Annotated in this window: 11 protein-coding genes and 1 pseudogene; 3 read left to right on the forward strand and 9 right to left on the reverse strand. The window is 65.4% G+C overall.

The window, feature by feature from the left end; translation table 11 throughout:
- Positions 1-319 precede the first annotated feature (319 nt).
- The 3 genes and pseudogenes from P0Y59_21815 to P0Y59_21825 form a co-directional block, all read right to left on the reverse strand.
- Positions 320-409 carry a hypothetical protein gene (locus tag P0Y59_21815; protein WEK02652.1) on the reverse strand — a complete coding sequence of 30 codons (90 nt, stop codon included), beginning with the start codon at positions 407-409 and terminating at the stop codon, positions 320-322.
- Positions 387-581 (reverse strand): annotated as a pseudogene (locus P0Y59_21820) (hypothetical protein). Before P0Y59_21820 ends, P0Y59_21815 begins: the two are co-directional and overlap by 23 nt.
- A gap of 328 nt (positions 582-909) precedes the next feature.
- On the reverse strand, positions 910-2,220 hold the full coding sequence (locus P0Y59_21825; protein ID WEK02653.1) for a capsular biosynthesis protein: 1,311 nt from the start codon (positions 2,218-2,220) through the stop codon (positions 910-912).
- A gap of 252 nt (positions 2,221-2,472) precedes the next feature.
- Between P0Y59_21825 and P0Y59_21830 the strand changes: the two genes are divergently transcribed.
- Complete coding sequence (locus tag P0Y59_21830; protein ID WEJ99516.1) at positions 2,473-3,966, forward strand: LTA synthase family protein; 1,494 nt, start codon at positions 2,473-2,475, stop codon at positions 3,964-3,966.
- Here P0Y59_21830 and P0Y59_21835 read toward each other — a convergent pair.
- Positions 3,947-4,723, reverse strand: coding sequence for an SDR family NAD(P)-dependent oxidoreductase (locus tag P0Y59_21835; protein WEJ99517.1), 777 nt, complete (start codon positions 4,721-4,723; stop codon positions 3,947-3,949). The two genes, P0Y59_21830 and P0Y59_21835, sit on opposite strands and share 20 nt — an antisense overlap.
- Positions 4,724-4,866: 143 nt before the next feature.
- Here P0Y59_21835 and P0Y59_21840 point away from each other — a divergent pair, with 143 nt between their 5' ends.
- A complete protein-coding gene (locus P0Y59_21840; GenBank protein WEJ99518.1) occupies positions 4,867-5,478 on the forward strand; it encodes a sterol desaturase family protein in 612 nt (203 codons plus the stop codon).
- Positions 5,479-5,514: 36 nt separating this feature from the next.
- Here P0Y59_21840 and P0Y59_21845 read toward each other — a convergent pair whose 3' ends face one another.
- The 5 genes from P0Y59_21845 to P0Y59_21865 form a co-directional block, all read right to left on the reverse strand.
- A complete protein-coding gene (locus tag P0Y59_21845) occupies positions 5,515-6,708 on the reverse strand; it encodes a glycosyltransferase family 1 protein (protein WEJ99519.1) in 1,194 nt (397 codons plus the stop codon).
- Entirely contained in the window at positions 6,708-8,327 is a 1,620-nt protein-coding gene (locus P0Y59_21850; GenBank protein ID WEJ99520.1) for a beta-3-deoxy-D-manno-oct-2-ulosonic acid transferase, read from the reverse strand. Before P0Y59_21850 ends, P0Y59_21845 begins: the two co-directional genes overlap by 1 nt.
- A 141-nt stretch (positions 8,328-8,468) precedes the next feature.
- A complete protein-coding gene (locus P0Y59_21855; GenBank protein ID WEJ99521.1) occupies positions 8,469-9,077 on the reverse strand; it encodes a histidine phosphatase family protein in 609 nt (202 codons plus the stop codon).
- Positions 9,068-9,901, reverse strand: a complete 834-nt coding sequence (gene kdsB, locus P0Y59_21860) for a 3-deoxy-manno-octulosonate cytidylyltransferase (GenBank protein ID WEJ99522.1) — start codon at positions 9,899-9,901, stop codon at positions 9,068-9,070. The genes P0Y59_21855 and kdsB overlap by 10 nt, the downstream gene beginning before the upstream one ends.
- Positions 9,894-10,904, reverse strand: coding sequence for a KpsF/GutQ family sugar-phosphate isomerase (locus P0Y59_21865; protein WEJ99523.1), 1,011 nt, complete (start codon positions 10,902-10,904; stop codon positions 9,894-9,896). The genes kdsB and P0Y59_21865 overlap by 8 nt, the downstream gene beginning before the upstream one ends.
- Before the next feature lie 161 nt (positions 10,905-11,065).
- Here P0Y59_21865 and kdsA point away from each other — a divergent pair, with 161 nt between their 5' ends.
- Positions 11,066-11,914, forward strand: a complete 849-nt coding sequence (kdsA, locus tag P0Y59_21870) for a 3-deoxy-8-phosphooctulonate synthase (protein WEJ99524.1) — start codon at positions 11,066-11,068, stop codon at positions 11,912-11,914.
- Positions 11,915-11,929 lie beyond the last annotated feature (15 nt).

Here is an 11,929-nt window from a genome sequence, read left to right on the forward strand (position 1 = left end):
CACCGATATCCCGAGCGACCCAGCGATCTCGATACGATCGTCAGTGACGGCCCGCACGGTGCTGAGGAGTCGTCCCACTCGCTGCGATCCTCGGCGCCGGCAGGCGCCTCATGGAGTGCGAGTACATGCACCAGCGTGTCGACCGCTACCGCGCGGTCGAGACCTTGTGACCCGCATCGTTGATGTTCCGCACGATATCCTGAACGAAACGCGCGTGTCGCACGCAGAACAGGAAGAAGTTCTGAATGAAATTAACCAGTCCGCGACAGGGGCGTTTGACCTGTATCAGCGGGATGTACCGATCCTCGGTCGTTTCGTTCTACACCTCGTGATTGTACAGATCGAAGATGAAGGATTCTCCTTCGGCCCATGGCATGACGCGGGTCTCATCCGAGCCTTCGATGTTCATGCGGCATTTCTCGCGCTCCGCGGGTACCTTGAGCGCAAGATGATAGGTAAGCATGCCCCTTGGTCATGCCCCGGTGGCGCGGAATATGGCCGCTGGCTTCCATGACGGAGAATGTTGCCGTGACGAAGCCGGGCATCTTGTCGATCAGCAAGGCGGTGATCGGTGCCCGTGCGCAATTATTCTCGAGCCGATAGCCACAGCCTTTAAGGAAGAAGGACTTCCACCGACGATCCTTCGCGGTCCATGGTCGAACGAGATGTCACCCAGCGACGGGATGTCCTCGGTGCGGATCCTGGTCGCTTCGGCCTGGATGTCGCGTGAGCGACTTCCGAGGGCCGGGATCCACGCGAAGGGCGCCTTGCCCACGAACGGTACTTTGTGACCGCGTGCATTGGCCGTTTCGTTCCAGTTCAATCCGTCCTCCGCTAGCGAACGCGCTCGAACTGCAACATAACGAACGTAGGCTTGTCCGCCTTCTGTAACAAACGCGGTGGAAAGCCTCAATCCTGGGCCAGGGCACCTTTCCAGGGCCTAGCGGCGCCCTTTTGCGACAGCGCTGCGGGCTTCAGCGGGCTGGCCGCTTCGAGCCGGGCAATCACTCCTTCGGTGACCTTGGTGAGCGCTTCGTCGGAGAAGAATCCGCCGGCCACGAGACAGCGATCGATCAGCACGCGGCGGAAGGCGGCGAAGGTTTCCGTATCCGGCTTGCCTGGATCACGCCAGAAATCGTCGAGATGCCCCTGAAAGGTGATGCCTTCGACATCATAGACCGCCTGGCCGAGCGCGAGCACCGGCACGTCGAGCGCCAGCGCCAGTGTACCGCTGGTGCTGTTGATCGTCACCATGCCTTTGGCGCGTTGCGCGACGGGCACGATATCACCGCTTTCGAGATAATCGACGCGGTCCGCAACGCCGTGGAGTGCGGCCAGCGTTGCCGTTTCAAGCCGCCAGTCGCGCACGCCGTTGTCGAGCGGATGTTCCTTTACCACGAGTCGCAGGTCCGCAGGGGCGTGGGCCGCGAACGAGGTGATCACCATGCGGAGCGCATCGGCGATGCCGGCAAAGGATGAGTGCAGCCGAATCTGTGCGTCCGAATCGAGCTGGAGCGGGAAGAGCATGTACGGCTCACCACGGGTTTCGAGCGACACGAGCACCTCATGCGATCGTGCTGCCGCTGCCTTGCGCCACATCAGCCTGCGCACCCAGCCCATGCCCTCCACCAGCGGATGCCAGGGACGGTGATTCTCCCAATAGGGATAATATGATCGGCTCAGAACGTCGGCCGCATTGTACAGCAGCCCCTCGGTCGCCCGCCGCCGGAACGAAGACGGTACCGGATGATGCTCGGGCGCCGGCGGAAGCGTCGCGGCTTCGGCACGATACCAGGCCGGGTCGCGCGGAAGCGTCGAATGGCCATTCACGCCGCCCAGTTCGAGCGTGACCCAATCGGGCCGGATATATCCTTCCTCGAATACATGAACCGGCACGTGCAGGTCCCGGCAGACGGCGATCGCCGCCATGTGCACCGGTCGGCAGTCTCCGAACAGCACGACGTCGGTGATCTGCCGATCCGCGAGCAACCGTTGCAGCGCTTCGGGCCATGCCGCCAATGACCCGCGATAATCGACGCCGTTGGGAAGACGCCAGAACAGCCGGTCGCCGCCGTTGAAATTGACCTTGTGGACTCCGTAGCCGTCACGTTGCAACGCTTGCCCAAGCCGACGGAAAAGCGGTCCCATCAACCCCTGCAGCAACAGGATATTGCGCTTGGCGAGGGGCTGCGCCTCACCCGGCGCCGCTACCTGCGGCATCAGGACGGGGCCGTCGGGAAACAGGTCTGGCATCCGTGATTTCCCTTCGAATCGTCCAATGGCGGCGCTGCCGGCGCCGCCGTTACTTGGCGGCCGCATACAGATGACATGATGTTTTTCCAAGTTGTCGCGCGCTTTGTCTGGCCGTGACAGCCATGCAACCGCCCGCTATACGCGACATCACGCTTTCCTTCCGCGGCCAGACGGCATGACTTAATCGAGGCTGGCGACGCGACTTTTGTGGCAAATGATGTGATCCTTTTCCTGGCGATGCTGGTCGCGTCGTTGCTGCTGGACGCGGCCGTGTGGCCGCGGACGGGGTATGTGCGTCGCTGGCAGGGGATAGTCGTGCACCTGCTGGTCATGACGGCGATGTTCGGATTTTGTCTGGCTGTTTCGGGCAACGCTCCAGTTGCAGCCGTTCTGGCGACGGCGCTGATGGGGCTGTTCACGGTCGCATCCAATGCCAAGCACAAGATGCTGGGAGAGCCGCTCATCTTTTCCGATCTGGCGCTGATTGTCGGCATCTTTCGTCATCCGCGCTTCTATTTCACGGCGATCACGGCGCGTCAGCGCTGGATGCTGGGGATCGGCACATCGATCGCGCTTGTCGTGCTTGTGCTGTTGTCGTCAGCGCAACTGTACCTCCACTTGGTGGGAGCCGGGCTGCTGCTGCTCACAAGCGGGATCCTGGCCTCGCTGCTCGGCAGCCGCTGGTTCGACTCGGTGGCGCAGACGCCCGACCTCGCAAACGACCTCGCCCGATATGGCCTGATCGCAACCTTGCTGCTCTACTGGCGGCGCTGGCGACGGACGGCGGACCCGCAGCCCTGCCCGGCGCTCGGCGCGATACCGGATCTTGCTGACCTGGCTCCTCCCGAGCTTATCGTCGTAGTGCAGTGCGAATCCTTCGCTGATCCGGTCGACCTCACCGGGGAGGCGGGGCGCGCTCTGCCGGGGCTGGCGAGTGCCCAGGCGGTTGCGTGGCAGTGGGGCGAACTCGATGTCAGCGGGTTCGGCGCCTACACGATGCGTACTGAATATGGTGTCCTGTTCGGCCGCAGCGAGGCTGCGCTCGGCTTCCGCCGCTACGATCCCTTCCTGAGCGCTCATGGAGAATCGTCCTACGCGCTGTCGGCGCGGTTGCGCGGCGCCGGTTATCAATGTTCTTTCGTCCATCCGCATGACATGCGCTTCTACAGTCGCGACCGGCTGATGCCCGCCATCGGCTTCGACCGGCTGATCGGCGAGGAAGGGATCGTGCCGATCCTTCCCGACGGCGGACGGTATGTCGACGATCGGACTCTGGGGGCCTCGCTCATCGATCTGGTCGACAAGGCAGTGCAGCCGACGCTGATCTACGCGGTGACGATGGAAAATCACGGGCCGTGGGACAGCGACAACGCGCGCGACGCGCGCGGGCGGCTCGAGGCCTATCTGCGCCACCTGCAGAGCAGCGACGCCATGCTGAGCGACCTGATCGAACGGCTGTCGAGCGACGGCCGGCCCGCGCTGCTGGTTTTTTTCGGCGATCACCGGCCGAGCATTCCCGGCGTGACAGCGCCGGGCGGCGCGCGCCATACGCCCTATGTGATCGTACGTTTCGACTCCGGCAGGCCAGTTTCAAGCGGAGGCGCCGGGCGGGTCGATCTTTCGCCTGCCGCGCTTCACCACGCCATCCTGCGCTGTGTGCGACCGGACGCCGAGCCGGCCGATGCCATCGCGCTCAATCGTCCCGAGGCTTGAGTCCGAGCAGCAGCCGGTCGCGCAACGCCATCGGCAGCAGGCGATCGACCCATCGCAAGAGCGCGAAGGGCCAGGGAAAGATCAGGTGGGCCTGGCCGCGCGCCGCCGCCCTGGCGATGCGCGTCGCAGCATCCGCTGGTTGCAGCAGGAAGGGCTTCGGCCCGGCTGTCTTCCGTCCGGCCGCAGTGTCGATGAAGCCCGGCGAGACGAGCGTGACCTGCACACCGTGTTCCTTGACGCTCAGCCGCAGGGCTTGGGCGAAGCGCGCAAGGCCGGCCTTCGATCCGGCATAGGCGGCGGCGAACGGCAGCGCGTGGAATGCGGCCGCTGACCCGATCATGACGATCCGGCCCTCGCCGCGCCGCGCCATGCAGCGCGCCAGCGTGGCCGCCATCGCGCTCGCCGCGACGAAGTTGACCAGCCCAAGTCGCACGATCTGGCCTGCATCCTCGACCAGATCGCCCGGTGCCGTAACATCGCCCGCCCCGGCGGCGAGCAGCGCCAGGCCGATCGGACCCGCGTCATCTTCTTTCTCAAGCGCTGCGATTGCCGCGGCGCTATCGGAAAAATCGAGAGAACGAAGCACAATCTCCGCCCCCGCCTCGCGACAGGCTGCGGCGACCGATTCGAGCCGATCGCGGTCGCGACCCCACAGCAACAGCGTCCGACCGGGCCCCGCATAGTGCAGCGCAAGTGCCGCGCCCAGGCCGCCCGAGGCGCCGGTGATCAGTATCCGATCGGGCAATCCAGCTTTCATGATGGCATTATGACTGTTTTATGCCACAGGTCGTGGGCAACGCACTTCGGAGGGCACGATAGTTCTTGCTGCATTGCAGCTTGACAGGGGGCGTCCCGCTGTGCGCATGCCGATCCCTCGACGGGAGAAGACGAGACCTGCTGATGACGAAGTACAGGTCTGCCGCGCCGCGTATCAGGCTGTTTCGCAATGATTTGCTGGAGCGGTTTACGCTGATCTCCCCGCCAGCGTTCGCGCTGACATGGGCGGCGTTTCTTGCGTTCGTGCTGTATACGGGCTGGGGAACGGCAAGCCTCCCGGTGTCGGTCCTGCTTGTCCTGCTCGGCGTGCTGATCTGGACATTGTTCGAATATGTGATGCACCGGTTCATCTTCCACCTGAAGCCGACCTCGGCATTTGGCCGCTGGCTGATCTTCCTCGCACATGGCAACCACCATGCGGCGCCAGGCGATCGCTACCGCAACATCATGCCGCCGATCGTGAGCATGATCTTGTTCAGCGCCGTCTGGGCGGTGTTCCGGATTCTGCTTGGCCCGGCGGGATCGGTGCTCTCCCTTGGGTTCGGCATCGGCTATGTGGCGTATGATACGATCCACTATGCCTGCCACCAGTTGCCGATGCGCAGCCCGCTGATGCGCCTGTTGCGGCGCCACCATATCAGGCACCATCATGTCAAGCAGGAAGGCAATTACGCCATCACCGCGATCTTCTGGGATCGCGTGTTCGGGACTGACATCCCCGACAAGAGGGGATGAGCAGGCGACGGTGGACGCAGTGACGCGGCGGTCCGGTCACTGCTGAAGATCGCTGATCGCCTCGCAGACCGTGGCGATGTGATCGTCCCAGGAGGGCGGTCGCCACTGCACCAGGCGCTGCTTCTGCGCCGCATGGGCAGGCCCGGCGCGGAAATGGTCGAGGATGTGGGCTCTCCAGGCGGGGCCGTCGAGCGGATCGAGGAAGTCGGGAACCTCTCCGCCCGCCTCGCGCAACGCGGGAAGGTCGCTGCAGATAACCGGCGTTCCCATCGACAGCGATTCGGCGACCGGCATGCCATAACCTTCCGCGAACGACGGCAGCAGCAGCGCGCGTGCGCTGCGTAGCAGTGCTTGCAGGCGCTGGTCGGAACAGCCGTTCAGTTCCTCGACATGGCCGCGCAATGCCGCGCAACGTTCAAGCATGTCGATCACCTGCTCGTTCTCCCAGCCGCGCCGCCCGACGATGATCAGGCGCGGAATGGCGTCGTGAGGCAGCGTGTCGGCCATGGCACGCCACAGATTAAGCAGCAGCAGATGGTTCTTGCGAGGCTCGATCGTGCCGACGCAAATGAAATAAGGCTCGCCCGGCACTGCTATCGGCGTCGCTGGCGCGGGAGTATCATGCGTGCCGAGCAGCGCGACGCGCATCTTGACGCTGCGCCCGGCCCGCTCAAGCCACGGCCGCAGCGATTCGCCCGTCGCGCCGGAATTGACGATGACGCTATCGGCGAGCGCCGCGATCGTCTCGATCCGCCGCTGGTGCAGCCTCGCGCCATTGGGACGCGCATATTCGGGATATTCGATCGGAATCAGGTCGTGAACCAGGCAGAGGAAGCGTGCCTGCTCGCGTGCGAGGATTCGCCGGACCAGCGCTGGCCGGGTGAGATGATGCGGCGACGCCTGGACATAGACGCTTCCGGGAGACGCGTGGGGGCGTTCCGGCAGAAGCCTGAGCAATGACGGCAGCACCGCGATCAGGGAACGCTGCTCGACATTGCCTTCCTCGCTCTCCCAGCGTTGCTCAAGCGTGTCGAGGAACCGCAACGCCCTGTCGGCGGAAAGCCTGCCATAGACGCCGACGGGATGCACCGCAGCAAAGCGGAGCCGGTCGCCGAGGCGTGCGTGCAGGCCGCGCGCATAGGCCATCTCGACCCGGTCGACACCGGAGGGCGTATGATGCCGCGCGCGCGATACCAGGCGCGACAGGTCGAGGATGACCTCCTTCGCCATCAGGTCCGACGCCTCAGCAGCCGGCCCTGCGCCTGGCGCAGGCGGGTGACCCACCCAAGCCGGTTGTGGGCGGCACCTTCTCCCATGCGCCGGATCAGCAGTTCGGGCGGGCAGGGCAGGCCTGTCACGGGATCGAGATAGCGCGGATAGACGATCAGCACCGCGGCGATCAGCGCCTCGATCGTCAGCCGTCGTCCGCGCCGGTCGGGCACCGGCGCGAGATCGCGGGTAAGGCCCCAGCCGGCGTAGAAAGGCATGCCATGGCAGGTCACTTCGCGCCCGCGCAGCAGCGCCTCGAAGCCGGTGAGCGAGGTGAGCACGTGCACTGCGTCGACCTGGTCGAGCAGGGACGCCATCCCGCCGCCGTTGACGATCCGGTCGGCATATTCGACGGCGTCGGCCTCGCGCACCGCGCCCTTGCGATGGCCGGCATTGACGTCGGGATGGGGGCGGAACCAGATTTCCGCATCCGGTTCCAATGCGCGCGCGCGGCGCAGGAGTTCGAGATTGCTGGACAGCCCACCCCCGCCGAGGCGCACCGACATGTCGTCCTCGACCTGTCCCGGCACCAGCACGAGGCGGCGTCCGGCCTGGCGAGGCGGGAAGGCATGGGTGATGCCGCTGCCATATTTGCTGATTCCGGCGTCTATGATCGTCTCGCGCAACCGCGCGGCGCGCGCAAGGAGCGCTGGCGGGAAGTCAGCTTCAGCGAGGAGCAATTCGAGATCGCTCGGCCGGGCAGGATCATAATGGATGCCGCGCCGGTCGACCGCAACCGACGAGGGCGGTACGAGGTTGCTGCCGAGCCCGACCGACCGAACGAACCCATCCTCGACACGGACCAGCGACACATTCCTCGCTGCCGCTGAGGCTGCCATGCCGTCAGGCACGCGCGACGGCCAGATCGCGACCGCGCCGCCATGCCGTTCGGCATGGGCAAGCGCCCGCCGCGCGGACTGGAAGAAGTGCAGAGGGTGCTCTGGTGTCCACAGGAACCGCGCTATCTCCCGCCGCTTCCACCAGCTGAAGCCGCACCCGGCGACGATCTGGTGGTTGGCCCGGAGCGTCCGGCGCCAGTCCGCGAGGAGCGCGATCGTCTCCTCGATATGAACGTCCTGCCCGGTAAAGGGGTCGCGGTAGCTGACCCGCATCAGGTCTTCGGCGACGATCTGCCGCAGTCGGGCGACATCGTCGCCAGGCGCACCGAAACGGCCGCCTGACAGAAAATGTACCCGTGTGCCGGCGATCACGGCAAGCGCGACCCACTCGTCATCGCCATGAGCGACCAGCGTCAGGGCAGCGTCCAGCACTGACCAGGGATCGACCTGCCGGGATGTGGTCGCGCCGTCATGGATGAGCGGCGTGCCGGCATTCAACTCCTTCTCCGTCAGCACCGACAGCGCCTGTTCGATCTCGTCGGCCGTTCGTCCGCGGAGGATCACCGTCGCACCAACGCCCGTGTCCGGCGTCGCCCAGAAGCACCCGCCGACCCGCGCTTCGCGGATCGCGGAAAAAATGCGGTCGATCGCGTCGGATGTGAGGTCGGTGCCAGCGCCCGGCCGCGTTACCGACGCATCTATGCCCGGAAAGGGCGGCGCGCGCAGCAGCGGCGTGCTCATCTCGGTCACGCTGGCTGGCACAAGGGCACGCGAACGACGCTCTCGTCGCCACTGGTTGCTGGCCCGTCTCGTCGGCGGCAGGAGCGGGCGCGGTTCATCGCGCGGCTTTCCCGCAATGCCCCTCCTGATGCAAGCCATGGCTCATGGTCGTCGGTCCCACTCGATCAGGCGTAGTCCGCCCTGTTCGCGCGCGATTTTGCCATAGGCGCCGGTACGCAGCTTGAGTGAGGGCAGAGCCGAGGCTTGCTGCCGCAGCGCTTCGTCGGAGAGCAGCGCAAAACGCGCCGCACCATTGCTGGTGACGATCAGCACGTGCCCGTGCGCCGTCTCCCACAGGGCCCGCCAGCCTTCGATCCGGCGATCCGCATCAACGATCCACCCATTGGGTGCCCGCGCTTCGACATCCCATGCGGCGAGCGCATCATGCCCGATTCTGGCGACCACGCAGCTTTCCACCTGGCCTTCGTCCGGACCGTGATCGATTTCCGTCAGCCAGTCGGCTGACGTGACAGGGGGCGCCTGCTGCTGGCAGGCGAGAATATGCTCGATCGTTTTTTGCGTGCGGCGCAACGGCGCGGCCAGTGCCTGGTCGAAGGCCAGGCACTGCTCGGCGAACGCCGTGCCGAGTGCGCGGGCCTGTTCGAGGCCGCTCGCGACCAGCGGCAGATCGGTGCGCGCGCCGATCCTGCGCGCCGCCTCGCCGACGTCGAAAGTGTTGCCATGCCGGACGATCGTGACGATCAGGCCCATGACAGATGCGGTTCACCATGCTCGGCGATGAGGCGTTCCGCCATCGCCACGTCCTCCCTTGTGTCGATGCCCGACATGGCATGGGGGAGCGCGGCGACCTCTACCGTCAATATGTCCTCTCCCGATTCGAGAAAGCGCAACTGCTCGAGCCCTTCGAGGCATTCGTATGGCGTTGGTGCGGTCGCTTCGAAGCGACCGAGCGCATCGAAGCGATAGGCGTACAGGCCGATATGCCGGAATACCGGCGAAAGGGGACTGGCCTGCCGCAATTGCGCCTCGCCGCGGATCGCCGGGATTACCGCCTTCGAAAACCACAGTGCTCGGTCATCGGCGCGCCGGACACAGGTCGTGCCGCTGAACGGCGAGGCATGCTTGTGGTGTCGCAGTGCCTCCAGCGCTTCCCACGACAGCGGGACGACGGGCGTCGCCACCCCGCAGGTCGTCGAGTTGCGAAGTGCCGCAATCAGTGCCGCGATCATCGCCGGCTGTGCGAAGGGCGCGTCGCCCTGCAGATTGACGATGATCGGCGGCCTGGCCTCCCGGTCGCGCGCGACTGCCCAGGCGCGGCCCGAGCCGGAACTGATCGCCGCGTCGGTGAGGACAGCCTCGCAGCCAAGGTCCCGCGCATGGTCCAGGATGCGCGCATCATCGGTCGCCACGACCACATCCGCATTCCCGACCCGCCTGGCACCTTCGCGCGCGATCGCCACGACTCGTGCCAGCAGCGTTCGTCCCGCGATCGGAATCAGTGGCTTGCCCGGGAGGCGCTGGGACGCGAAGCGGGCCGGGATCACGATCAGGTCGGGTGGTGCGCCCTCAGGCAACGCCCGCCCGCAGGATGTCGTGGAGGTGGATCACCCCGACCAGGCGCCCTTCCTCGCAGACGAAGAGTACCGATACGGAATTGTCGTTGAGAATCCGCAACGCGTCAGAGGTGAGCGTATCCGGGCCCAGCGAGATCGGCGTCGCGGTCATGTGATCCCGGATGTCGTCGCCGAGATGCTTGCTGGCGAAGCTGCGCCGCAGATCGCCATCAGTGAAGGCGCCGACGAGGTGATCCTCATCGTCGACCACCGCAGTGCAGCCATAGCGCTTGCGGCTCATCTCGATCGTCGCATCAAGCAGGGTGGCACCGGTCCGCACCATCGGCACATCCTCGCCGCGCGCCATCAACTGTCTGACCGTGGTCAGTTGCGCGCCGAGCCGGCCGCCGGGATGAAAGGTCAGGAAGTCCGAACGGGTGAAGCCGCGCCGCTCGATGAGCGCCACCGCGAGCGCGTCGCCCAGCACTGCCTGCACCGTGGTGGACGATGTCGGTGCCAGTTCGTTGGGACATGCCTCGCGAACCGGGGGCAGGACGAGGCAGATATCGGCCGCTCGCCCGGCGGCGCTGTCGGCGCGCGCGGTCGCGACGATCAGCTTCACCCCGAAGCGCCGGCAATAGGCGATGATGTCGCCGAGTTCAGTCGTCTCGCCCGACCAGCTCAGCGCGAGCACGATATCCTCGAGGCCGATCATGCCGAGGTCGCCATGGCTCGCCTCGCTTGGATGCAGGAACAGCGAGGGCGTGCCGGTCGAGGTCATCGTCGCGGCGATCTTGCGGCCTACCAGTCCGCTTTTCCCCATGCCGGTGACGATCAGGCGGCCCGAATGAGCGCTGATCGCCGCGACCGCGGCGATGAAGCTCTGACGCAGCGGTGGCGTGCGCAGCGCTTCGGCAAAAGCCTGGAGTGCGTCGATCTCGATTCGCGTGGTGCGGAGAGCAGAGAGCAAGCCGGACTCGTCCAATCCGCCGGCGGTAGTCGCCTGCGTGAAATTCGTCTGCATTGACTTCCCCCGGGAACGCATATCAGCAAACTAAGCTGGCCAGTGTCTAATTCGCTATCGCGTTGACTTCCAGCGCTTCCGCAGCGCAGGGCCTCATGACGCGACCGCCTGTTGCTCTAGAGAGACGGGCGCCCTGCGTGGCAAGTCAAAAGGGATGAAACATGCGTCTGTGCGGGAAAGAGATTGGTCCGAATCGGCAGATTTTTTTCATCGCAGGACCATGCGTTATCGAAAGTGAAGCCTTTGCGCTCGATACCGCGACACGGCTTCGCGCGATCGCAGACCGGCTTGGCGTCCTGCTGATCTACAAGAGTTCCTTCGACAAGGCCAATCGTAGCTCGGGTACATCCTTTCGCGGCCCCGGCATCGAAGAGGGGCTGCGTATCCTGGAGAAGGTGCGGCAGGAGACTGGTCTCCCGGTCCTGACCGACGTTCATTCCGAGGGGCAGGTGAAGATGGTCGCTGAGGTCGTCGATGTGCTGCAGACGCCTGCCTTCCTGGCGCGGCAGACCGATTTCATCGCGGCGGTGGCGGCATCGGGCAAGCCGGTCAACATCAAGAAGGCGCAGTTCCTCGCGCCGGGTGACATGGTCCATGTCGTCGCCAAGGCCCGAGCCGCAGCCGAGGCCGCCGGTGTTCCGGCCGACAATTTTCTGGTGTGCGAACGGGGTGCGAGCTTCGGCTACAACAATCTCGTCTCGGACATGCGCAGTCTTGCGATCATGCGCGAGACAGGGTGCCCGGTCGTGTTCGACGCGACTCATTCAGTGCAGTTGCCGGGCGGGCAGGGCGATCGTTCGGGCGGCCAGCGCGAGTTCGTGCCGGTGCTTGCCCGCGCGGCCGTCGCGGCGGACATATCCGGGCTTTTCATGGAAACGCATCCGGATCCCGATCGGGCGCTGTCGGACGGGCCGAATAGCTGGCCGCTTGACCAGCTGGAGACGTTGCTTGAACGGCTCGTCGCCATCGATGCGGTGGTGAAGGACGCCGCCGCCGATACAAGCGCATAGGTGCAACCCTTCACC

It is taken from the genome of Candidatus Sphingomonas phytovorans, from assembly GCA_029202385.1.
Lineage (GTDB): Bacteria > Pseudomonadota > Alphaproteobacteria > Sphingomonadales > Sphingomonadaceae > Sphingomonas > Sphingomonas phytovorans.